Genomic DNA, 22,509 nt, shown 5'->3' with positions numbered 1-22,509 from the left:
CTCATGTATGTTGCCGTCAAGGGTGGCGAGACCGCCATTGCCAATGCCCACCGCCTGCTGGCCGACCGCCGCCGCGGCGACCGTTCGCTGCCGGCGATCGGCATCGACCAGATCGTGGCGCAGCTTGCGCTCGCCGTCGACCGCGTCATGGCCGAGGCTTCGCTTTTCGACCGCACGCTCGCAGCCCTCGCCATCCGCCAATCACGGGGCGACATGATCGAGGCGATCTTCCTGCTGCGCGCCTACCGCACGACGCTGCCGCGTTTCGGCTATTCGAAGCCACTCGACACGGCTGATATGACGATCGAACGCCGCATCTCGGCGACTTACAAGGATCTGCCGGGCGGCCAGCTTCTTGGGCCTACCTTCGACTATACCCACCGCCTGCTCGATCCCTCGCTGCTTTCGGACGAGACGGTCGAGACGCCCGCTCAACGCGCCGCCGAGACCGGCCGCGTCATGCGCGTCTCCGAAATCCTCGGCGAGGAAGGCCTGATCGAGGCCGACGGCGACATGCCGGAAGATCACGAGATCGGCGACCTGACCCGCGAGCCGATGGAATTCCCGATGACCCGGGATCTCCGCCTGCAGGCGCTTGCCCGCGGCGACGAGGGCTTCCTGCTGGCGCTTGGTTATTCCACCCAGCGCGGCTATGGCCGGAACCACCCCTTCACCGGTGAAATCCGCATCGGCGATGTCGAGGTGGAATTCGATGTGCCGGAACTCGGTTTCGCCGTCTCGCTTGGCACGATCCAGATCACCGAATGCCAGATGGTCAACCAGTTCAAGGGTTCGGCTAAGGCGCCGCCGCAATTTACCCGCGGCTACGGCCTGGTCTTCGGCCAGAGCGAGCGCAAGGCGATGGCGATGTCGCTGGTCGACCGGGCGCTTCGCGCCGAAGAGCTCGGCGAGGATATCACCGCACCGGCACAGGACGAGGAATTCGTCATCTCGCATTCCGACAACGTCCAGGCGACTGGCTTCGTCGAGCATCTGAAGCTTCCGCATTATGTGGACTTCCAGGCCGAACTCGATCTCGTCCGCCGCATGCGCCGCGAATTCGAAGCCGCCCGCAACGGTGGCGAAGACATGAAGGAAGCCGCCGAATGACCGATCTGGCCAGCTACAACTTCGCCTATCTCGACGAACAGACCAAGCGGATGATCCGCCGCGCCATCCTGAAGGCGATCGCCATTCCCGGCTATCAGGTGCCCTTCGCCTCGCGCGAGATGCCGATGCCTTACGGCTGGGGCACCGGCGGCGTGCAGGTGACGGCCTCGATCATCGGACCGGACGATGTGCTGAAGGTCATCGATCAGGGTGCTGACGACACGACCAACGCCGTTTCCATCCGCGCCTTCTTCCAGAAGGTCGCCAATGTCGCGGTGACGACGCATACCAAGGATGCGACGATCATCCAGACGCGCCACCGCATTCCCGAGGAAAAGCTTAGGCTCGGGCAGGTGCTCGTCTACCAGGTGCCGATCCCCGAGCCGCTGCGATTCCTCGAGCCGCGCGAGACCGAAACGCGCAAGATGCATGCGCTCGAAGAATACGGCCTCATGCATGTGAAGCTCTACGAGGACATCGCCCATAACGGCCGCATTTCGCGGACCTACGCCTATCCGGTGAAGGTTCATGGCCGCTATGTCACGGACCCGTCGCCGACGCCGAAATTCGACAATCCGAAGATGCATATGTCGGACGCGCTGCAGCTCTTCGGCGCCGGGCGCGAGAAGCGCATTTATGCGGTTCCGCCCTATACCGACGTCGTCAGCCTGGATTTCGAGGATTACCCCTTCGATATCCAGCGTTTCGAAAAGCCCTGCGCCCTTTGCGGCACCGAGGACGTCTATCTCGACGAAGTGGTTCTCGACGACAAGGGCGGGCGGATGTTCGTCTGCTCCGACACCGATCATTGCGAAGACCGCCGTGCACACGGACATGCCGGCGAGATGCTGGCCCGGGAGGCTGCAGAATGAGCGATACTCCGCTTCTCAAAGTCCGTGACGTTTCGAAATTCTACGGCAACCGTATCGGCTGCCGCGACGTCTCCTTCGAGCTCTGGCCCGGCGAAGTGCTCGCCATCGTCGGTGAATCCGGCTCCGGCAAGACGACGCTGCTCAACTGCCTCTCCACTCGGCTGCTGCCGAGCATCGGCAGCGTCGAATATCACATGCGCGACGGCAGCTACCGCGACCTCTATCGCATGAACGAGGCTGAGCGGCGCTTCCTGATGCGCACAGACTGGGGCTTCGTGCACCAGAACCCGGCCGATGGCCTGCGCATGACCGTTTCTGCCGGCGCCAATGTCGGCGAACGGCTGATGGCGATCGGCGACCGGCACTACGGCAAGATCCGCGCTTCGGCGATCGACTGGCTCGAACGCGTCGAGATCGACGCCGACCGCATCGACGACCAGCCGCGCGCCTTTTCCGGCGGCATGCGCCAGCGATTGCAGATCGCCCGCAACCTCGTCACCGGCCCGCGCCTCGTCTTCATGGACGAACCGACCGGCGGCCTCGACGTCTCGGTGCAGGCACGCCTGCTCGATCTCGTGCGCGGCCTCGTCAACGATCTCGGTCTCTCGGCCATCATCGTCACCCACGATCTCGCCGTCGCCCGCCTTCTCTCGCACCGGATGATGGTGATGAAGGACGGCTACGTCATCGAACAGGGGCTCACCGACCGCGTGCTCGACGACCCGCGCGAACCCTATACGCAGCTGCTCGTCTCCTCGATCCTGCAGGTCTGAGCGCACGGTCCGAACCAGAAAGAAGAAATCATGGCAACGCCCCTCGTCGTTTCCGAAGTCTCGAAGAGCTTCACGATGCATCTGCGCGACGGCATCAAGCTACCCGTCGTTTCCGACGTCGCCTTCTCCGTCGCTTCGGGCGAGTGCGTCGTGCTCGGCGGCCCGTCGGGCATCGGAAAGAGCTCGCTGCTCAAGATGATCTACGGCAATTACGCCGTCGACACCGGCCAGATCCTCATCCGCCACGACGGACGCATCGTCGATCTCGCCTCCACCGATCCGCGCACCGTGCTCAACGTCCGTCGCAATACGCTTGGCTATGTCAGCCAGTTCCTGCGCACCGTGCCGCGCGTCGCGGCGATCGACGTGGTTGCCGAACCGCTGGTGGCACGCGGCGAGGACGCCGTCACGGCGCGGGAAAAGGCGGGCGCCCTGCTTGCCAGGCTCAATCTGCCGGAAACGCTCTGGCAGCTTCCGCCCGCCACCTTCTCCGGCGGCGAGCAGCAACGCGTCAACATCGCACGCGGCTTCATCACCGATCACACGATCCTGCTTCTCGACGAACCCACAGCCTCGCTCGATGCCAGGAACCGTGCCGTCGTCGTCGGCATGATCGCGGAAAAGAAGAAGGCGGGTGTGGCCCTTCTCGGCATCTTCCACGACGAGGAAGTGCGCGAAGCCGTCGCCGACCGCATCCTCGACGTCCAGCAATTCTCACCCAGAAAGATCGCTGCATGAGCCGCAAGCTGGGCATAGAGCCCTACTTTCATGAAACGGCATCCGTCAGCGCTTCCACTTTCGGGCGCTATACCGAGGTCTCTGAACGCTGCCGCATCAGCGAGGCCAGCTTCGGCGACTATTCCTACATCATGCAGGATGGCTCCGTCTGGTGTGCGACGATCGGCAAATTCGTCAATATCGCCGCCGCCGTGCGCATCAACGCCACCAACCATCCGACCTGGCGCGCGACACTGCATCACTTCACCTATCGCGCCGCCGACTACTGGCCGGACGGCGACGTGGAAACGGACTTCTTCGCCTGGCGGCGCGCAAACCGCGTGACGATCGGCAACGACGTCTGGATCGGCCACGGGGCGACCATTCTGCCGGGCGTCAGCATCGGCAACGGCGCAGTGATCGGAGCCGGCGCCGTCGTCTCGAAGGACGTCGCGCCCTATACGATCGTTGGCGGCGTACCGGCCAAACTCATTCGCGAGCGCTTTCCAAGAGAGGTCGGCGAACGGATGGACAGGCTTTCCTGGTGGGATTGGGAGCATGACCGGCTGCGCCAGGCGCTCGAGGATTTTCGCAACCTGGACGCGGAAGATTTCCTGTCCCGCTACGGCGGTTAAAACCCCCGATATAGGGGCGAAGAATTGTGACAGGACTTACACAAATATGACATGCGAGGTTCATCAAGCGGGACTAATGCGATGCTGATCAAGGCATGGATTGCAAAGGGAAGAGCATGATGTTCGAACTGAAGAATGTCACACGTCGTTTCGGAAAAAAGCTTGCCGTCGATTCCGTCACGCTCGACATTCCTCAGGGCCAGATGGTCGGCATCATCGGCCGCTCCGGCGCCGGCAAGTCGACGCTGCTGCGCATGATCAACCGCCTTCAGGAGCCGAGCTCCGGCTCCGTTCATTTCGCCGGCGTGGAGGTCTCCGGGCTTCGCGGCCAGGCGCTGCGCAACTGGCAGCGCGACTGCGCGATGATCTTCCAGCAGTTCAACCTGGTGCCGCGCCTCGACGTTCTCACTAATGTCATGCTCGGTCGCCTCAACCACCGCTCGACGCTTCTAAGCCTGCTCAACATCTTCACCCGCGAGGAACGCGTGCATGCCATCGCAGCACTCGAACGCCTCGGCATCGAGCAGACGGCGCTGCAGGCAGCCGGCACGCTTTCCGGCGGCCAGCAGCAGCGCGTGGCGATTGCCCGCGCGCTGATGCAGAACCCGAAAATGGTTCTTGCCGACGAACCGATCGCCTCGCTCGATCCGCTGAACGCCAAGATCGTCATGGATGCGCTACGCGATATCAACGAACGCGAGGGCATCACCGTCATCACCAACCTTCATACGCTCGATACCGCCCGCAACTATTGTGAGCGCATCGTCGGCATGGCCGGCGGCCGCGTCGTCTTCGACGGCCAGCCTTCGGAGCTAACCGCCGAAGCGGTGAAGGAAATCTACGGGACCGACAAGGATGGCGCCGGCATCGACGAAACGCTGACCTCGACCAGCCTCGAATCCAAGCGCCGCGCCGAGAATGTCTCATCCGGCAGGGTGGCCAAAGCAGCCGCCGTGCACTGACCCGTTTCCGGCCGACGGGACAACGGTCGGAAAACCAACTGACAAACAAACCATGTCACAAAAGGAGACTTCCATGTCTGCATTCCGCAAGATCCTGATGGCAACCATTGCCGTCGCCGCCCTCGCCGGCAATGCTGCTGCCCAGGACGTCAAGGTCCTCCGCATCGGTCTCGATGGCGGTGAAAACGAGGCCGACCAGGTTCGCCGCACCGAGTGCGTCAAGCCGGGCCTGATCGCTGCCACCGGCGTTTCTGAAGTTCAGCTCTTCCCATCGCCGAACTACAACGGCGTCATCCAGGGTCTCCTTGGCGGCACGATCGACCTCGCCGTCATGGGCGCCGCCTCTTACGCCGCGGTCTATATCAAGGATCCGAACGCCGTTACCCCGGTACTGACCACCAAGCAGGCCGACGGTTCGACCGGCTACTACTCGATCATGGTTGCCCGCAAGGATTCCGGCATCAAGACGCTCGCCGACGCCAAGGGCAAGAAGCTCGGCTTCGCCGATCCGGACTCTACTTCCGGCTATCTTGTTCCTAACGTTGCCCTTCCGAAGGACACCGGCGCTCCAGTCAAGCAGTACTTCTCTGAAACCGGCTTCGGCGGCGGCCACGAGAACCTCGTTCTCGGCGTTCTCGACAAAAAGTTCGACGTCGGGACCACCTTCGGTTCCGGTCAGGGCGACTGGGCGCAGGGCTACTCCTCCGGCAACCTGCACCAGATGGTCACCAAGGGCCTGCTCGACATGGACGATATCGTCGAAGTCTGGAAGTCGCCGCTCATCCCGAACGGTCCGCTGATGGTTTCTCAGAAGCTGCCGGCCGACATCCAGAAGAAGGTTACCACCTACTTCGCCGAACTGCCGAAGACAGACAAGAGCTGCTTCGAATCGTTCACGGGCGGCGGCTACGTTGACTGGGCGCCGGTCGACCAGAGCTTCTACCAGACGATCATCGACGCCCGTAAGGCGGTTATCGGCGGCTGATCCTCAAGTCTGGACAGTCTTGCGGCGGCATCATGATGATGCCGCCGTTTTTCAAGAAGGAAGCCACATATGGCGCACTCGGCCGGCGCGGACCCTCTGAGCGGATTGCAGGAGGGCTCCCGCACCATCCTCGATCATTATCAGAGCCAGGTTCGAACGCGGCGGATTTACACCGTCGTTTCAATCGTGGTCTTCCTGATCATCCTCGGCGCCTCGCTCGACTTCGCCAACAGCGCCAATTCGGGCAAGTTCTTCGAGCGCCTTCCCTATTTCTTCGACTTCATGAAGAGCTTCGTGCCGGACAGTCCGCTGGAGATCTTCCGCGCCATGTTCGACCTGCCGTCGCCCTTCTCCGACGGTTCGATCAAATACGATTATACAAGCGACCGCGTCTGGATCACCGATAGTTTCTATATCCCGAATTTCTTCTACCAGCTCGCGATCACGCTCAACATCGCCATCGTCTCCACCATTCTCGGTGCGAGCGGCGCGTTTTTGCTCTGTTTTTTCGCTTCCACCAATCTGGTCGGTGCAGGCGTGACGCGCTGGGTCGTGCGGCGCATCATGGAAATCATGCGCGCCTTCCCGGAAATCGTCGTCGCCGGCCTCCTCGCCGCGATCCTGTCGATCGGTCCGATTTCGGCGATCATCGCGGTATGGGTCCATACTGTCGGCGCGCTTGGGAAGCTGTTCTTCGAAGTCGTCGAGAATGCCGACATGAAGCCGGATGAAGGCCTGCGCGCCGCCGGCGCCGGCTGGCTGGAGCGCGTGCGCTTTGCGATCCTGCCGCAGGTGTTGCCGAACTTCGTCTCCTACACGCTGCTGCGGACTGAGATCAACGTGCGCGCCTCGACTATTATCGGCGCCGTCGGCGGCGGCGGCATCGGCGAGGTCTTCAGCCTGTCGATCGGACGCGACCATGCTGCCAAGACCTATGCGATCATCATCCTGCTGCTGATCACCGTCATTTGCGTCGACCAATTCTCCGCCTGGCTGCGCCGCCGGCTGATCGGCAAGCAGTCCTTCGAATTCGGACAGGGAGCAGTCTGATGTCCTCGGTTCCGACCATCAACGCCGCCGAGCGCGAACGACTGCTTTCCGCCTATCCGGACGTCTTCCATCGCAGCTTCATGCAACGCTGGGGTCTGCTCCTCATTTCAGCTGCGGTTTTCGTTTATCTTGCCTTCTGCTTCGCCTTCTTCAACGTCATCCCCACCTTCATGAACGGCAACTGGGACCGCGCGGCGATCTATGTCCAGGACTGGTATTCCTGGCGCGCCCAGCCGCGCCTGCGTTTCCAGAACGATCAGGTCGTCCCCCAATGGACGAGCCGCCGCCAGTATCCCGAGGGCGCCGATATCAACTGGCTGAAACCCAATGCCGACGGCAGCCGATACACCATCACCTTCGGCAGCGACGGCAACCGTATGGAAGTGACGCCGAGCCGCGTCGACGTCTATATCGGCGGCACAGTCTATCCCGTGACCATCACCCGCGATCGCGCCTCCCTGCCGTCCGATGCGCCTGCCCAGATGGAGCAGGACGACAACAAGGTGATCGTCTATTACGGCTTCGCGGGACAGGCGGAAATCCGTACCAGCCAGGTCTATGTCCAGCGCCGCTTTCTCGGCTGGGCAAACTTCTTCTTCGATACGCATTCGCCCTTCTGGGGCCGCAGCCTGCCTGAGGTGGTCGGCCTGATGTTTTCCGGCGAACGGCTCGATTCCAACCAGTCCAATGCCTCGCTGGCGTTGGACAACTTCCTGAACAACGCAAGCTGGCAGCATGGCGACATCCTCTCGAAGTTGATGCAGACGCTGGTCATGGCCTTTGTCGGCACGCTCTTCGGCACGCTGGTCGCTTTCCCGCTTGCCTTCATCGCCGCGCGCAACATCACGCGGAGCCGCGCTGCGAACTGGGCCACGAAGCGGCTCTTCGACTTCCTGCGCTCGATCGACATGCTGATCTGGGCGTTGTTCTTCACCCGTGCCTTCGGCCCAGGGCCGCTTCCGGGCATCGCGGCGATCTTCTTCACCGATACGGGCGCGCTGGGAAAGGTCTATGCCGAAGCGCTTGAGAACATCGACGACAAGCAGCGTGAGGGCGTGAGATCGGTCGGTGCGGCACCGGTGACCGTCCAACGTTATGGGGTCATCCCCCAGGTCCTGCCGGTGTTCATCTCGCAATCGCTTTACTTCTGGGAATCGAATACCCGCTCGGCAACCGTCATCGGCGCCGTCGGTGCGGGCGGCATTGGCCTCAAGCTGCTCGAATCCATGAAGACCAATTCGGACTGGGACAAAGTCGCCTATATGGTCCTGCTGATCCTCCTCGTGGTCTTCGCCTTCGACAACCTCTCGAATGCACTGCGTTCGCGCGTGATGGGAAAAAAGGGCCACTGACGAATTGACGCCATCATCATTCTGTCACGGAAATCTTTTAGCCGGGAGCCTGCTTGCGGTTCGCCGCCAAATCACTGCACAGTGCGCTCCCCGTTTGGACGATCCCCAGGATAAAAGCCTTGCGCTACGCTCTCTATTTCTCGCCGCCGAAGGATGATCCCCTGACCGGCGCGGCCTCGCGCTGGCTCGGCCGCAATGCCTTCACCGGCGAGACCTATCCTGCACCGGACCATGAGCAGTTGGGTGCGGCAGAACAGTGCGAGCTGACCGCCGACCCCCGCCGCTACGGCTTTCACGCCACGATCAAGGCGCCGTTTTCGCTCGCCTCCTCCGTCACCGAGAAGGATCTCATGACCGTTGCCGAGGATTTTGCCCAGCGCACGCAAGCCTTCGAGATTCCTGAACTCGTGCTTGGCCAGCTCGGCCGTTTTTTTGCCCTCGTTCCCGGTTCTCTTCATCAACCACTTCAGGATTTCGCCGCGAAGGTGGTAAGGTCGTTCGAGCCGTTCCGCGCAGCACTTTCCGAGGCCGATATGGCGCGGCGCAACCCGGAGAAGCTCAGCGACAGCCAGCGTGCCCATCTGCAGCGCTGGGGTTATCCTTACGTCATGGAGGATTTCGGCTTTCACATGACGCTGAGCGGCCAGGTGCCCGAAACACGCGCCGAGGTGATGAAAGCGATCCTGACCGAGCGTTTTGCCGATTTCACCGGCCGGCCGCTTTCGATTTCCGGCCTTGCCGTCTTCATCGAGGAGACGCGCGGCGCCCCGTTCAAAGTTCATTCCTGGCTACCGCTTGCCGGCGCCAAACGCTGAAAGACCTGACGACATGAGCAAAGAGACCGTGTTTTCCAACGCCCGCATCGTTCTCGAGGACGACATCCTCTCGGGCTCGATCCTCATTCGCGACGGGAAGATCGCCGATATCACCGAGGGCAACTCGATAGCCGGCGAAGATTTTGAAGGCGACTACATCATTCCCGGCCTTGTCGAGCTGCACACCGACCATCTCGAAGGGCATTATCAGCCGCGCCCCGGCATTCGCTGGAACAAGACCGCCGCCATCCAGGCGCATGACGCCCAGATCGTCACATCAGGCATCACCACGGTGTTCGACTGCCTGCGTATGGGGGCGGACGAGGACGGCGGCTTCGAACATGGCGAGATGCGCGAGATGGCCGATGCCATCCAGTCGGCGGAGACGGAAGGCAGGCTGCGCGCCGAGCACCTGCTTCATTTGCGCTGCGAGGTCTCGGCCGACAATGTGCTCGAACATTTCGCCGATTTCGAAAACGACCGGCATGTGCGGCTCGTCTCGCTGATGGATCATGCGCCCGGCCAGCGTCAGTTCCAGACGATGGATCAATATATCTTCTACTACCAGAAGAAACGGGGCCTGAGCGACGAGGCCTTCGCCCGTTTCGTCGCCAAGCGCCAGGCAGAATCGGCGCGCAATTCGACGCCGCACCGCAATGCCATCGCCAAGGTCTGCGCCGAGCGCGGCATCACCGTGGCAAGCCATGACGATGCGACGCTCTCGCATGTCGACGAGGCGATCGACAACGGTGTACGCCTGGCCGAGTTCCCGACCAGTTTCGACGCCGCCCGGGCGTCGCACGGACATGGCATGAGCGTGCTGATGGGCGCGCCGAACATCGTGCGCGGCAAGTCGCATTCCGGCAATATCGCCGCCCGCGACCTTGCCGAGATGGGGGTGCTCGACGTGCTTTCCTCCGACTACGTGCCGCTCAGCCTGCTGCATGCGCCCTTCATCCTCGCCGACGAGGTGGAGAGCATCAGCCTACCGAAGGCGATCGCCATGGTGACGTCGACGCCCGCCCGTACCGTCAGCCTCGACGATCGCGGCCGGATCGCAACCGGGCTGCGCGCCGATCTCGTGCGCGTCCACCGTTCGCATGGCGTGCCGGTGACACGCTCCGTCTGGCGCCAGGGACGCCGTGTCGCATGATGTCGCACGAACCCCACGCAGGAGCCGGAGCCGAGCGCGGCATCATGGTCGTCGTCGTCGGACCGAGCGGGGCCGGCAAGGACACGCTGATGAACCTCGCGGCCCGGCGGTTCAAGGGGCGCGACGATGTGCATTTCGTCCGCCGCGTCATCACCCGTCACCGTGACGCCGGCGGCGAAGACCATCTTTCCGTCTCCCTCGAAGGTTTTGCCGCCATGGAGCAGTCAGGCTCCTTCGCCGTCTGGTGGGAAGCGCACGGCCTGAAATACGGCATTCCGGCCGAGGTCTCGGTGGCGCTGTCGAGAGGTCATGTCGTCGTCGCCAACGGCTCGCGCTCGGCACTTCATCGCTTCCAGGCCGCCTTCCCGCGGCTGAAGGTCATCAACGTCACCGCCCGCCCCGAGGTGCTCGCCGGCCGGCTGGAGGCGCGCGGACGGGAGACGCATGAGGATATCATGGCCCGGCTTGCCCGCGGACCGCTGACGGTGCGCGGCGAATACGACGTGACCGAGCTCGACAATAGCAGCTCTCTCGAAGAGGCCGAGCAGAAGATGATCGAGATCCTGGACGGGTTGCTGGCCAAGGCGCCCTGAACAGATCGAGGGGAAGGGCATGCGCGCCATCAAAGTGGTCGACTACGATCCTTCCTGGCCGCGGCTGTTTGCCGAGATCAGCACCGAGGTCTCCGCCTTGCTCGGTGACCGCCTGCTTTCCATGGATCATATCGGCAGTACGTCGGTGCCTGGCCTGCCGGCCAAGCCGAAGATCGACCTCGATGCGGTGATGATATCCGACGCGTTCCTGGCAGCGGCGATCGAGATGGTGCGCGCTGCCGACTTCGTCTTCCACGGCGATACTGGAGAGCAACGATGGGCTTTCACCCGCGATCATCAAGCTTATGGCTTCAAGCTCTATCTTTGCGGGCCTAATAATCGCGCGCATCGGGACCGCATTCTGTTTCGCGATTATCTCAGGGATCACCCCGAGAGGGCCAAGGCCTATGCCGATCTGAAGCGCCGGCTGGCTGCGGAGGCAGCCGGTGATTGGGATTTTTATACCGGCGGAAAGACCGAGTTTGTCAGCGAGACGGTTCGGCTGGCTGCCTCGATGATGTAAAACAGGAATCCGTCAGACGCCCTGGCCGCCGGCGATTACTCGCCGTCGCCCCGTCCCGATACGATCTCGCGCTTGCCGACATGGTTGGCCGGGCCGACGAGACCTTCCTTTTCCATGCGTTCCACCAATGAGGCGGCGCGGTTATAGCCGATGCCGAGGCGGCGCTGGATATAGGAGGTCGAGCATTTCTTGTCGCGCATGACGACCTTGACCGCCTGCTCGTAGAGCTCGTTGCCATCCTCCGAAGCCATGGCGCTCTTGTCGAAAACGGCGCCGGCTTCTTCCTCTTCCGTCTCTTCCTCCTCATCGGCGGTGACTGTGTCGAGATATTCCGGCCGGCCCTGGGTCTTCAGATGGGCGACAACCTTTTCCACTTCGACATCCGAGACGAAGGGACCGTGGACACGGGAAATCCGCCCGCCGCCCTGCATATGCAGCATATCTCCCTGACCGAGCAGCTGCTCGGCACCCTGCTCGCCGAGAATGGTGCGGCTGTCGATCTTCGAGGTCACCTGGAAGGAGATGCGGGTCGGGAAGTTTGCCTTGATCGTGCCGGTGATGACGTCGACGGACGGACGCTGTGTCGCCATGATCAGATGAATGCCGGCGGCGCGCGCCATTTGGGCGAGGCGTTGGATCGCACCTTCGATGTCCTTGCCGGCGACCATCATCAGGTCGGCCATCTCGTCGACGATGACGACGATATAAGGCATTGGCGTCAGGTCCAGCGCCTGGCTTTCCTCGATCGGAGTGCCGGTGCCCTTGTCGAAGCCGACCTGGACCATGACATGGATGGTCTCGCCCTTTTCGCGGGCCTGGGCGACGCGGTCGTTGTAACCGTCGATGTTGCGGACACCGAGGCGCGACATCTTGCGATAGCGCTCCTCCATTTCGCGCACGGCCCATTTCAGCGCCATGACCGCCTTTTTCGGATCGGTGACGACGGGCGTCAGCAGATGCGGGATGCCGTCATAGACGGACAGTTCGAGCATTTTCGGGTCGACCATGATCAGGCGGCACTGTTCCGGCGTCATGCGGTAGAGCAGCGACAGGATCATCGTGTTGATGGCGACCGACTTGCCGGAACCGGTGGTGCCGGCGACGAGCAGATGCGGCATCTTGGCGAGCTCGGCAATGACAGGCTCGCCGCCAATGGTCTTGCCGAGGCCGAGCGCCAGCTTGTAACCGCTCTTCTCGAAATCCTGGCTCTCGATCATCTCGCGGAAGTAAACGGTTTCACGCGTGACATTCGGCAGTTCGATGCCGATGACGTTGCGGCCGGGGACCACGGCAACACGGGCCGAGAGCGCCGACATCGAGCGGGCGATATCATCGGCAAGGCCGATGACGCGCGAGGATTTCACACCCGGCGCCGGCTCGAATTCATAGAGGGTGACGACGGGGCCGGGACGGACATGGATGATCTCGCCCTTGATGCCGAAATCTTCCAGCACGCTTTCCAGAAGCCCGGCATTCTGCTCCAGCGTTTCCTGCGACATGATCTCGCCGAGGCGTTCCGGAGGCTCCTGCAGAAGGGCACGCGGCGGAAATTCATAGCCGGATGCGTCGATCCTTTCGGGCCTCACGGCCAGGCGCGGCGATGGCAGGACCGCAGCGACGGGCGGCGTGCGCTGCGGCGCCGGCGCGACCAAAGGGGCTGACACGACGTGAGGGGCCGGCGCAGCCTGGGGGGCCGGCGCGACCGGTGCCTCGACAGGAATGCGCCTGGGCTTTTCCAGGGATATTGCGGCCGCAGGGCGCACGGCGACCTTTGCGGAGACCGCGGCCGGCTGCGGGGCCGGGCGAGAGACGACGGGAGCCGGGGCCGACCGGCCGGGGCGCCATTCCATGATCCGGAACAGCGACGTGATCGATTCGGGCGAAGTCTCGGTCTTCGGGAACGATATCAACGGCGGCGCGCGAACCGGCTCGGCCTCTTCGAAGGCCATGACTTCCCAGAAGGCGAAATCCGAAATGGAGGAAAGCTCGGCGCTGGCGCGGAAGGCGGGCGCGCCGGGCTCGTCAAGCAAAGGTGCCTGCTGCAGTTCGATCCTGTGCGGTGCTGCGGAAATTTCGTCCGGCTCCGGCAGATAGATATCGAACGGCACGTCGACGGCAACCGGCTCTATCCGTATCGCCTGCTGTCCAATCTGCGAATCATCGCGAACCGGCTCATTCGGCGCGCGCCGCCTGCTGATCAGCGTTTCCGGCGTGCGGGTGAAACGGACATTCGGCGCGAGGGAAAAGTTGCTCTGCCAGATGGGCGCCGCCGGCTTCTCCCCTGGGTTTTCCTCCGGAAGGTCCGTTTCAATCTCGCTGGAAAAATCTCCGGCATCCGTCAAATTGGTTCTGGGAAAACGCATGCGTCCGCTACTCACTCATGCTTTGCAAATTACGACCCTACCGGGATAGAAAAGGAAGGTTAATAAGTTCCTTCCTGCTGTATCGTCCCGGTACGACCCCTTTGGGTAAATCGCTGCACTTTCAATGAGTTCTGGTGGCGAGAAAAATCTTTGCGATTTTTGGGGAAGCGCTCTAAAGCGCGTCGCAATCTTTCAGATCGCTGCTGGCGCTTTAGGCTTTATTTCCACGCATGTCGTTGTCGCAAAACCGCTGCACACTTTTGCGCGACATGCTTTAGTGCGCCTCGTCCCAATTGGTGGCGGCGCGGGCATCGACCCTCAGCGGCACGCGCATTTCCAGCGCCGGCATGGTGGCGTTTTCCATGACCGAGACGATGACCGGCATCGCCTTTTCGACATCCTCGTCCTCGACCTCGAAGATGAGTTCGTCATGCACCTGCAGCAGCATGCGGACGCGATCGGCAAGGCCGACTTCAACAAGCGCCGGCTCTATCTTGATCATCGCCCGGCGAATGACGTCGGCAGCCGAGCCCTGGATCGGCGCGTTGATCGCCGCACGCTCGTTAAAGGCACGCACGGACGGATTGGAAGAGCGGATTTCGGGATAGTTGATGCGGCGACCGAAGATCGTTTCGACGTAACCCTTGTCGCGCGCCATCGCTTTTCGGCTTTCCATATAGTCGCGGATGCCGGGGAAACGCTCGAAATACTTCTTGATGTAGTCGCCGGCTTCCGAACGCTCGATCGAAAGCTGATTGGCAAGCCCGAAGGCCGAGATGCCGTAGATGATGCCGAAATTGATCGCCTTGGCGCGGCGGCGCACCTCGCCCGGCATGCCTTCCACCGGCACGCCGAACATTTCCGAGGCCGTCATGGCGTGGATGTCGACGCCATCTTCGAAGGCCTTGGTCAGTTGCGGGATCTCGGCCACATGGGCAAGTACGCGCAGTTCGATCTGGCTGTAGTCGGCGGAGATCAGCTTGTGGCCAGGCGTCGAGATGAAGGCGGTGCGGATCTTGCGGCCTTCTGCGGTGCGCACCGGAATGTTCTGCAGGTTCGGCTCGGACGAGGACAGGCGCCCCGTGGTCGTCGATGCCAGCGAGTAGGAGGTGTGGACCCGCTTTGTCTCGGGGTGAACGTAACCCGGAAGCGCGTCGGTATAGGTGGATTTCAGCTTGGTGACCTGGCGCCAGTCGACGATCTTGCGCGGCAATTCGAAACCGGCGGCCGCCAGATCCTCGAGCACCTGCGCGGAGGTGGACCATTGGCCTGTCTTCGTCTTGCTGCCGCCGGCAAGGCCCATCTTGCCGAACAGGATATCGCCCAGCTGCTTCGGCGAGCCGATATTGAACCGCTCGCCGGCCAGCACGTAAATCTCGTCCTCCAGCCTTGCTGCACTCTGGGCCAGTTCGCCGGAGAGCCGCGACAGGATCTGCCGGTCGACGGTGATGCCGCGCGCTTCCATACGCGCCAGCACCGGCAATAGCGGCCGCTCCAGCCGTTCATAGACGCTGGTCAGCCCTGCCGCCGCCAGCCGCGGCTTCAGCACCAGCCAGAGGCGTAGCGTCACCTCGGCATCTTCGGCAGCATAGTGGGTGGCGCGGTCGATATCGACCAGATCGAAGGTGACGTTCGCCTTGCCGCTGCCCGCAACGTCCTTGTAGGGGATCGGGGTATGGCCGAGGAATTTTTCCGAGAGCGGGTCCATGCCATGCGCGCCGGTGCCGGCATCGAGCACGTAGGAGATCAGCATCGTGTCGTCGAAACTCTTGGTCTCGATGCCGTAGCGCTTCATCAGCAGGTAATCGTATTTCAGGTTCTGGGCGACCTTGAGAACCGATTCGTCTTCCAGCAATGCCTTCAGCCGTGGCAGGGCATCGCCCATCGGGATCTGGTTTTCGGCAAGGCCGCCGCCGAGCAGATCGCCGACGCCGTTCTTATGGACGAGCGGCACATAGGCGGCACGGATCTTCGTGCCGGTGGGATCGGCCGTATTGTCCGCGATCGCCAGCGAAATGCCGACAAGCTCGGCCTGCATCGCATCCAGCGACGTGGTCTCGGTATCGAAAGCAACGAGGCCGGTGGCGCGCGCATCGGCAATCCAGCGGTCGAGCGTCGCCAGATCGCGGATCGTGACATAGGCCGAATGATCGAAGGGCAGCGTCGCAAAGGCCTCGGCCCGCGCCTTGGCAAGGTCGGCGGGCGAAAAGGCCCCTTCGACCGCGGTCTTCGCCTTTGCACGCGGCGGCACCGGCACGGATTCGCCGGAAACGTCGGGGATGCCGCCGGCAACGGGCTCGGGCTCGGCCGCATCGAGATCCGGGCCGCGGGCCTTCTCACCCCATTCGATGCGGACGATCGCCGGTTCGATGGCGCCGGCATCGCAATCGCAGGCCTCGGCGACGCGGCGCGTCAGCGTGGTGAATTCCATCGTCTTCAGGAAGCCGATCAGCTTCGGACCGTTCTGCGGTTCCAGCACCAGCCCGTCGAGATCGAGATCGAGCGGCACATCGGTGCGCAGCCGCACGAGATCTCGCGAGAGCCTGGCCATGTCGATATTGGCGAGGATCGTCTCACGGCGCTTGACTTGCTTGATCTCGGTGGCGCGTTCGAGCAGCGTATCGAGGTCGCCATATTCCTCGAGAAGTTGGGCCGCGGTTTTCGGGCCGATGCCGGGAATGCCGGGAACATTGTCGACCGAATCGCCGGTCATCGCCTGCAGATCGATCATCTTTTCCGGCGGCACGCCCCATTTCTCGATGACATCGGGAATGCCGATCTGCTTGTCCTTCATGCTGTCATACATATGGACATTGGGGCTGACGAGCTGCATCAGATCCTTGTCGGAGGAGACGATGGTGACATCGGCGCCGGTCGCTTCGGCCTGGCGGGCATAGGTGGCGATGATGTCGTCGGCCTCGAAGCCTTCGGTCTCGATGCAGGGCAGATTGAAGGCGCGGGTCGCCTCTCTTATAAGGCCGAATTGCGGGATGAGCTCTTCCGGCGGCGCGGAGCGGTTCGCCTTGTAGGCGTCGTAGAGATCCTTGCGAAACGTCTTGGCGGAATAATCGAAGATGACGGCAAGATGCGTTGGGGTCACGCCGACATCGGTATTGCGCGCGTCCCTCAGCAGCTTCCACAGCATGTTGCAGAAACCGGACACGGCGCCGATCGGCAAGCCGTCGGTCTTGCGGGTCAGCGGCGGCAGTGCATGAAACGCCCGGAAGATGAATCCGGAACCATCGACTAGGAAGAGGTGATCGCCTTTTTTCATGCGTGCATGGATAGCGCGGGCATGGGACGAGGTCCATATAGAGTTCGGCATAAAGTTCGGCGCGCGAAAAGGATTATGGCGTTCGGAGCGTCACAGCGCCGCGCGCAGTTTCGGACGCGTAGAGAACGCTGAGCATTGGCGTTGCTGCATAATTTTATCCTTCCATCGATTCCGATCTCAGGAATTGTGCAGCAGGGATTCCGGCTCACCAAACTGTTACCGATTTGTAACGATGGCCCTCCCTTGAAAAACCACATTCTGAGGCACAAATCCATGTCACCGGCGCTTGATTGCGCCGCGGGTCTGATTACCGGCTTGTCCCCCGCCGCGTCAGGCTTGGACAAAGGCCTTATCCCCCTCTCCGGGCCTTTGTCCCCACTTTAAAGTCGCCATGGCCAACCTCCAGGCCATGGCGACTTTTGTTTTTTCGAGACACTCGAAATTCGGATCGCAGCTCGCATGTTATGGAGCATCGTATGCGATTTGCTGCATTGTCTCCGGCATGGTTTTGAGCCTAACTTGCAATCATGGGATTTAACCGCATGGATTCGGGAGCCTACCTTGCCAGCCAGCTGGCGAAGGGTTTTGCCCGCTCGCTGCACCAGCGCGCGGTCGGGCTCGGTTTTTCTCCAGGGCAATTCCCCATTCTGCTGGAACTCTGGGCCGAGGACGGGCTGACCCAGAAACAGCTTCTCGAGCGGGTCGATATCGAGCAGGCGACCATGGCCAATACGCTTTCGCGCATGGTCCGCGACGGGTTGATCGAACGCCGGCCGCATCCATCCGACAAGCGGGCGCAACTGCTCTTCCTGACGCCGCGCGCCCGCGCCATGGAGGCCGAAGCGATCGAGACCGCGCGTGAGGCCGACCTGGCGCTGTTTAAAGGTTTCCGGGTTTTCGAGCGCGAGCTGACGCTTGAATATATCCGCCGGCTTCTGGAAAACGCCAAGGCGCTCTGACCCAGGTTACTCGCAGGCAAGACGCGTAGGTCGCCACGGCGATATCTGCAGCGCGTCGGCGTCGGCCGTCGGGGACAGGAAGCTTCTGCGGGCGGCGAACTTGATGCTCGGCTCGATATCCGGCTTGCCGAGCAAAAAGCCTTGTACCTGCGCGCAGCCTTCTTCGACGACGATCCGGCGCTGCGTCTCGGTTTCGACGCCCTCCGTCACAACAGGCATGCCGAGACTGTGACCGAGGCCGATGATTGCGCGCACGATCGACCGCGCCGCCGCATCATGCTCCAGCATGCCGGTGAAGCTGCGGTCGACCTTGATCTTGTCGAAAGGGAAGGTTCGCAGGTTGGAAAGGGAGGAATAACCGGTGCCGAAGTCGTCCATGACGATGTGAACTCCCAGACTGCGCAGACGCTGCAGCGTGGTCATCACCCGATCGCGATCACGGAAGAGAGCGGCCTCGGTGATCTCAATTTCCAGCCGATCTGGCGCGAGCCGCGTTTCCTCGAGGATTGTTTCGATTCGCTCGGCCAGGTTCGGCAGCATGAACTGCACCGGCGAGACGTTGACGGCAATCGTCAGCGGATGCGGCCAGCGAGCGGCCTCCGTGCAGGCCTGCTGCAGCACCCATTCCCCAAGTTGGACTATCGACCCGCTTTCCTCGGCGATCGGAATGAAGACGTCCGGCTCGCATATGCCGTGGCCCGGCCGGTTCCAGCGCATCAAGGCCTCGTAACCGCTGATCACGCCGCTATGTGCATCGAGAATTGGCTGATAGCTGACATGGATCTGATGGCGAGTGATGGCGTGGCGCAGTTCGCTTTCGATCAGGCGGCGGGCTCGTGTGGCCTCGTCCATTTCCGCATCGAAAAAACAGGCCTTGCCGCGGCCACCGTGCTTGACCCGGTAGAGCGCGATATCAGCGTTGTTGCAGATCTCGTCTGCATCGCTGCCGTCGGCCGGATAAAGGGCGATGCCAAGGCTGACGCCGACGGCGGTCGGATCGCGCGCCATATCCATCTCGACGGCGAATTCATCGAGGATCGCGACCGCGAGCTTCTGAGCGGCCGCCGGTTGCTGTCCGGCGGGCTGGATGATGGCAAATTCATCGCCGCCGAGGCGGGCGATCGTATCGCTTTCATCAGTCACGCGACGCAGGATAGAGGCGACCTTGCAGAGAATTCGGTCGCCCTCGGCGTGGCCGAAAACATCGTTGACGGTCTTGAAGCGATCGAGATCGATATAGAGGAGGGCAACCTCGCCGTTCTTTCGTTCGGCCATTTGCAGCGCCTGGCGGATACGCGTGTCGAACAATGATCGGTTCGGAAGATCGGTGAGAACATCGTGGTGGGCGAGATGTTCGATCATTTCCTCGGCCTGTCTGCGCTCGCTGAGATCGCGCACCGCCAGAACGTCGCAATTGTGCCCGCGATAGACGATCCTGCTTGTGTTCACTTCGACGGCGGTCTCCTTGCCGTTCCTGGTGTTGAGCAGCGTCTCGCCGAGCCTGTTCTGTCCCTGGACGGCGCCCAAAACAGCAGAGGGCGCCTTGCCGGCAAGATCGGCAAGCTTCCAGCCGGAGAGTTCCTGGAAACGTTCGTTGGCGTCGATGATCCTGCCTTCCCGCAGAATCAGCAGCCCTTCCTGCGAGGCATTCGCGAGCCCTCTCAGATCCGTCACGTGGCTTTCGATATAGACCACCGCGAGCGCCATCAGAATGAGCGTCGTCGCCGCCACCACGACGATCGCAGCAAGCAGGCTGGCGTCGAGCACCGTTGCCGGAAGCTCTTTGCCGGGATCCGGCACGAGCGTGATGCTAGCCATCGAGATAAAATGGAGCGCGCAGATCGCGAGGACGAAAGTGATCGACGAAGCGAGGAGCCGCCTCGGTCCCTTCAATTCGAAAAAGGCGTGGAAGGCGGCGCTTGACAACAGCGCTCCTGCGAGAACCGCACTCAGCGTCATATAGGGGTCGTAGACGATTACCGCTTGGGTCTGGATCGCCTGCATGCCGGTCAGATGCATCGCGGCGATGCCGAGCGCCATCAGGATGCCGCCGCGGATGCGCGAAAATCTGCCGCGGCTTTGCGAAGCGACGAGGATCGCGGCCCATGAGCCGACAACCGACAGGAGGAAGGACAGCGCCGTCAGGCCCAGCTGATAGCTGATCGGCATGCCGCCGTCATAGGCCAGCATCGCGATGAAGTGCGTTGCCCACACGCCGGTGCCGAAGGCGAAAGCCGCGGCACCGATCCAGAGTTTGCGCCGCCCGGCATCGCACCCTTGTGCACGGGAAAGCGGCAGCATCGCTGCCATCGCGCCGATTAGGCAAACCGCGGCCGCCACAAGCACCAGGCGCCAATCGTGATAGTCCCGAATACATGTGATGACCGAAAACATCCGTCCCCCGAACAGCTGAATTCGATCAGGCTATCGAGGTTGTACTAAATAACCGTAAATTGAATTAGAAACTTCTTCTATAAGATCCGGCAATGTTCTTGAACCCGATACTAGATCTGGACGCCTTACGCGCCGCCCATTTTTGCCTTTTCCGCCTCGCCTGCCTTCCTGGTTTGGTCTATCGTCCGGCCGAATTTCGAAAAGGAGTCGGAAATGACGGATGTAAGTCAGGTGCTTTCGCGCGCGGACCAGAACCTTCCATCGAGCCTCGAAAAGCTGTTCGAGCTTCTGCGCATCCAATCAATTTCCACCGATCCCGCCTATAAAGCCGAATGCCGAAAGGCCGCCGAATGGCTCGTCGGCTATCTCGGGACGCTCGGCTTTACGGCCTCGGTGCGCGATACGCCCGGCCATCCGATGGTGGTCGCCCACCATGCCGGCGCTTCGGCCGATGCGCCGCATGTTCTCTTCTACGGCCATTACGACGTTCAGCCGGTCGACCCGATCGAGCTCTGGGAAAACGACCCCTTCGAGCCATCGATCAAGGATGTCGGCGAGGGCCGCAAGATCCTGACCGGCCGCGGCACCTCCGACGACAAGGGCCAGTTGATGACCTTTGTCGAGGCTTGCCGCGCCTATAAGGAGATCAACGGCGCGCTTCCCTGCCGCGTCACCATCCTCTTCGAGGGCGAGGAGGAGTCCGGCTCGCCCTCCCTGAAGCCCTTCCTCGAAGCCAATGCCGCCGAGCTCAAGGCCGATTATGCGCTGGTCTGCGATACCGGCATGTGGGACCGCGACACGCCGGCAATCGCCGCAGCGCTGCGCGGCCTCGTCGGCGAGGAAGTGATCGTGACGGCCGCCGATCGCGACCTGCATTCCGGTCTCTTCGGCGGCGCGGCAGCCAATCCGATCCATATTCTCGTCGAGGCTCTTGCCGGCTTGCACGACGAGACGGGCCGCATCACGCTTGACGGCTTCTATGACGGCGTCGAGGAAACGCCCGACAACATCAAGGCGTCATGGGAGACGCTCGGCAAGACCGCCGAGAGCTTCCTCGGCGAAGTCGGCCTTTCCATTCCATCGGGTGAAAAAGGCCGCTCGGTGCTGGAACTCACCTGGGCGCGGCCGACCGCCGAAATCAACGGTATCTGGGGTGGCTATACCGGCGAAGGCTTCAAGACGGTGATCGCCGCCAAGGCTTCGGCGAAGGTTTCGTTCCGCCTCGTCGGCACGCAGGATCCGGCCGCCATTCGCGAGGCTTTCCGCAGCTATATCAGCGCGAAGATTCCCGCCGATTGCTCGGTCGAGTTCCATCCGCATGGCGGCTCGCCGGCGATTCATCTTTCCTATGATTCGCCTGTTCTCACCAAGGCGAAGAACGCGCTTTCCGACGAGTGGCCGAAACCCGCCATCGTCATCGGCATGGGTGGGTCGATCCCCATCGTCGGCGATTTCCAGAAGATGCTCGGCATGGAATCGCTGCTCGTCGGCTTCGGCCTCAGCGATGATCGCATCCACTCGCCGAACGAGAAATACGAACTCGTCTCCTACCACAAGGGCATCCGTTCCTGGGTGCGGATTCTTCAGGCGCTCGCTGCCTAAGGAATGGTGCGCCTTGCATGCCGGCGTGCCAGCAAAGGCGCACAACAAAAAGGCCGGTTCGACCCGGCCTTTCGTCATCCGCTCACCTCAGTGCCAGTTCATCCGTGGTCAAGGAGCAAGCAGGTATTGCAATGAGACTGCCGCTGAAAGGTTAACGGACCGTTAACAATACCGGCCCTTGCCGGAAGCACCACTCGCGGCTCCAAGGGCGCTGACAGACATTTCGCCGTTCAAGCTACGTTCATCGCGACAGGCATATAAGCCATTGAAAGATAAGATGAATGATGACGCCCTAACACCTGAGGGCAATCGCTCTATCTTTTGTTTCAGTGGCATATGCCAAGGAAACGCGGCCAAGCGATGCCTGAAAACGTGCC

18 protein-coding genes are annotated in these 22,509 nt (G+C 62.0%); 15 read left to right on the top strand and 3 right to left on the bottom strand.

The features are described 5' to 3' along the window. Positions 1 to 3: 3 nt before the first annotated feature. The 13 genes from BA011_RS20550 to BA011_RS20490 all read left to right on the top strand — a co-directional run bounded on the left by BA011_RS20550 (position 4) and on the right by BA011_RS20490 (position 11,540). Positions 4 to 1,110, top strand: coding sequence for a carbon-phosphorus lyase complex subunit PhnI (locus BA011_RS20550; RefSeq protein WP_065281793.1), 1,107 nt, complete (start codon positions 4 to 6; stop codon positions 1,108 to 1,110). Continuing rightward, positions 1,107 to 1,982, top strand: coding sequence for an alpha-D-ribose 1-methylphosphonate 5-phosphate C-P-lyase PhnJ (locus tag BA011_RS20545; RefSeq protein WP_065281792.1), 876 nt, complete (start codon positions 1,107 to 1,109; stop codon positions 1,980 to 1,982). Before BA011_RS20550 ends, BA011_RS20545 begins: the two co-directional genes overlap by 4 nt. Beyond that, positions 1,979 to 2,755 carry a phosphonate C-P lyase system protein PhnK gene (gene phnK, locus BA011_RS20540; protein ID WP_065281791.1) on the top strand — a complete coding sequence of 259 codons (777 nt, stop codon included), beginning with the start codon at positions 1,979 to 1,981 and terminating at the stop codon, positions 2,753 to 2,755. The genes BA011_RS20545 and phnK overlap by 4 nt, the downstream gene beginning before the upstream one ends. A gap of 30 nt (positions 2,756 to 2,785) precedes the next feature. After that, the gene (gene phnL, locus BA011_RS20535; protein WP_065281790.1) at positions 2,786 to 3,493 is read left to right on the top strand and encodes a phosphonate C-P lyase system protein PhnL; all 708 of its coding nucleotides are present in this window, start codon (positions 2,786 to 2,788) and stop codon (positions 3,491 to 3,493) included. Continuing rightward, complete coding sequence (locus tag BA011_RS20530; RefSeq protein WP_065281789.1) at positions 3,490 to 4,107, top strand: DapH/DapD/GlmU-related protein; 618 nt, start codon at positions 3,490 to 3,492, stop codon at positions 4,105 to 4,107. Before phnL ends, BA011_RS20530 begins: the two co-directional genes overlap by 4 nt. A gap of 119 nt (positions 4,108 to 4,226) precedes the next feature. Beyond that, positions 4,227 to 5,069, top strand: coding sequence for a phosphonate ABC transporter ATP-binding protein (gene phnC, locus BA011_RS20525; RefSeq protein ID WP_080635870.1), 843 nt, complete (start codon positions 4,227 to 4,229; stop codon positions 5,067 to 5,069). Positions 5,070 to 5,142: 73 nt separating this feature from the next. Then, positions 5,143 to 6,054: a phosphonate ABC transporter substrate-binding protein gene (gene phnD / locus BA011_RS20520; RefSeq protein ID WP_065281788.1), complete on the top strand. Its 912-nt coding sequence runs from the start codon at positions 5,143 to 5,145 to the stop codon at positions 6,052 to 6,054. Positions 6,055 to 6,123: 69 nt separating this feature from the next. Then, positions 6,124 to 7,104, top strand: a complete 981-nt coding sequence (phnE, locus tag BA011_RS20515; RefSeq protein WP_065281787.1) for a phosphonate ABC transporter, permease protein PhnE — start codon at positions 6,124 to 6,126, stop codon at positions 7,102 to 7,104. Further along, positions 7,104 to 8,456 carry a phosphonate ABC transporter, permease protein PhnE gene (gene phnE, locus BA011_RS20510; protein WP_065281786.1) on the top strand — a complete coding sequence of 451 codons (1,353 nt, stop codon included), beginning with the start codon at positions 7,104 to 7,106 and terminating at the stop codon, positions 8,454 to 8,456. The genes phnE (BA011_RS20515) and phnE (BA011_RS20510) overlap by 1 nt, the downstream gene beginning before the upstream one ends. Positions 8,457 to 8,575: 119 nt before the next feature. After that, positions 8,576 to 9,271, top strand: a complete 696-nt coding sequence (locus BA011_RS20505; RefSeq protein WP_065281785.1) for a DUF1045 domain-containing protein — start codon at positions 8,576 to 8,578, stop codon at positions 9,269 to 9,271. Positions 9,272 to 9,284: 13 nt separating this feature from the next. Continuing rightward, complete coding sequence (locus BA011_RS20500; protein WP_065281784.1) at positions 9,285 to 10,424, top strand: alpha-D-ribose 1-methylphosphonate 5-triphosphate diphosphatase; 1,140 nt, start codon at positions 9,285 to 9,287, stop codon at positions 10,422 to 10,424. Next, positions 10,421 to 11,017, top strand: a complete 597-nt coding sequence (gene phnN / locus BA011_RS20495; protein ID WP_065281783.1) for a phosphonate metabolism protein/1,5-bisphosphokinase (PRPP-forming) PhnN — start codon at positions 10,421 to 10,423, stop codon at positions 11,015 to 11,017. Before BA011_RS20500 ends, phnN begins: the two co-directional genes overlap by 4 nt. Before the next feature lie 19 nt (positions 11,018 to 11,036). Next, entirely contained in the window at positions 11,037 to 11,540 is a 504-nt protein-coding gene (locus BA011_RS20490; protein ID WP_065281782.1) for a GrpB family protein, read from the top strand. A 35-nt stretch (positions 11,541 to 11,575) separates the two neighbouring features. On the opposite strand, the gene BA011_RS20485 is transcribed toward BA011_RS20490, so the two are convergent. Both BA011_RS20485 and polA read right to left on the bottom strand, forming a co-directional pair. Then, the gene (locus BA011_RS20485) at positions 11,576 to 13,903 is read right to left on the bottom strand and encodes a DNA translocase FtsK (protein WP_065281781.1); all 2,328 of its coding nucleotides are present in this window, start codon (positions 13,901 to 13,903) and stop codon (positions 11,576 to 11,578) included. Positions 13,904 to 14,177: 274 nt separating this feature from the next. Then, positions 14,178 to 17,177, bottom strand: coding sequence for a DNA polymerase I (polA, locus tag BA011_RS20480; RefSeq protein ID WP_065281780.1), 3,000 nt, complete (start codon positions 17,175 to 17,177; stop codon positions 14,178 to 14,180). A 542-nt stretch (positions 17,178 to 17,719) separates the two neighbouring features. On the opposite strand from polA, the gene BA011_RS20475 reads away from it, so the two are divergent. Next, positions 17,720 to 18,136 (top strand): MarR family winged helix-turn-helix transcriptional regulator, encoded by a 417-nt coding sequence (locus BA011_RS20475; RefSeq protein ID WP_003544385.1) that lies wholly within the window; start codon positions 17,720 to 17,722, stop codon positions 18,134 to 18,136. Positions 18,137 to 18,142: 6 nt separating this feature from the next. Here the strand turns inward: BA011_RS20475 and BA011_RS20470 are convergent, their stop codons facing one another. Then, on the bottom strand, positions 18,143 to 20,530 hold the full coding sequence (locus tag BA011_RS20470; protein ID WP_065281779.1) for an EAL domain-containing protein: 2,388 nt from the start codon (positions 20,528 to 20,530) through the stop codon (positions 18,143 to 18,145). 213 nt (positions 20,531 to 20,743) lie between these two features. Here BA011_RS20470 and BA011_RS20465 point away from each other — a divergent pair, with 213 nt between their 5' ends. Beyond that, on the top strand, positions 20,744 to 22,132 hold the full coding sequence (locus BA011_RS20465) for a dipeptidase (RefSeq protein WP_065281778.1): 1,389 nt from the start codon (positions 20,744 to 20,746) through the stop codon (positions 22,130 to 22,132). Positions 22,133 to 22,509: the final 377 nt, after the last annotated feature.

The sequence above is a fragment of the Rhizobium leguminosarum genome, assembly GCF_001679785.1.
GTDB lineage: Bacteria > Pseudomonadota > Alphaproteobacteria > Rhizobiales > Rhizobiaceae > Rhizobium > Rhizobium leguminosarum_R.
This window is presented reverse-complemented; position numbering and strand designations above follow the sequence as displayed.

Coding starts and splice junctions, on each gene's coding strand:
- BA011_RS20550 (WP_065281793.1), top strand. CDS start 4: ATGTATGTTGCCGTCAAGGGTGGCGAGACCGCCATTGCCAATGCCCAC.
- BA011_RS20545 (WP_065281792.1), top strand. CDS start 1,107: ATGACCGATCTGGCCAGCTACAACTTCGCCTATCTCGACGAACAGACC.
- phnK (WP_065281791.1), top strand. CDS start 1,979: ATGAGCGATACTCCGCTTCTCAAAGTCCGTGACGTTTCGAAATTCTAC.
- phnL (WP_065281790.1), top strand. CDS start 2,786: ATGGCAACGCCCCTCGTCGTTTCCGAAGTCTCGAAGAGCTTCACGATG.
- BA011_RS20530 (WP_065281789.1), top strand. CDS start 3,490: ATGAGCCGCAAGCTGGGCATAGAGCCCTACTTTCATGAAACGGCATCC.
- phnC (WP_080635870.1), top strand. CDS start 4,227: ATGTTCGAACTGAAGAATGTCACACGTCGTTTCGGAAAAAAGCTTGCC.
- phnD (WP_065281788.1), top strand. CDS start 5,143: ATGTCTGCATTCCGCAAGATCCTGATGGCAACCATTGCCGTCGCCGCC.
- phnE (WP_065281787.1), top strand. CDS start 6,124: ATGGCGCACTCGGCCGGCGCGGACCCTCTGAGCGGATTGCAGGAGGGC.
- phnE (WP_065281786.1), top strand. CDS start 7,104: ATGTCCTCGGTTCCGACCATCAACGCCGCCGAGCGCGAACGACTGCTT.
- BA011_RS20500 (WP_065281784.1), top strand. CDS start 9,285: ATGAGCAAAGAGACCGTGTTTTCCAACGCCCGCATCGTTCTCGAGGAC.
- phnN (WP_065281783.1), top strand. CDS start 10,421: ATGATGTCGCACGAACCCCACGCAGGAGCCGGAGCCGAGCGCGGCATC.
- BA011_RS20490 (WP_065281782.1), top strand. CDS start 11,037: ATGCGCGCCATCAAAGTGGTCGACTACGATCCTTCCTGGCCGCGGCTG.
- BA011_RS20485 (WP_065281781.1), bottom strand. CDS start 13,903: ATGCGTTTTCCCAGAACCAATTTGACGGATGCCGGAGATTTTTCCAGC.
- polA (WP_065281780.1), bottom strand. CDS start 17,177: ATGAAAAAAGGCGATCACCTCTTCCTAGTCGATGGTTCCGGATTCATC.
- BA011_RS20475 (WP_003544385.1), top strand. CDS start 17,720: ATGGATTCGGGAGCCTACCTTGCCAGCCAGCTGGCGAAGGGTTTTGCC.
- BA011_RS20470 (WP_065281779.1), bottom strand. CDS start 20,530: ATGTTTTCGGTCATCACATGTATTCGGGACTATCACGATTGGCGCCTG.
- BA011_RS20465 (WP_065281778.1), top strand. CDS start 20,744: ATGACGGATGTAAGTCAGGTGCTTTCGCGCGCGGACCAGAACCTTCCA.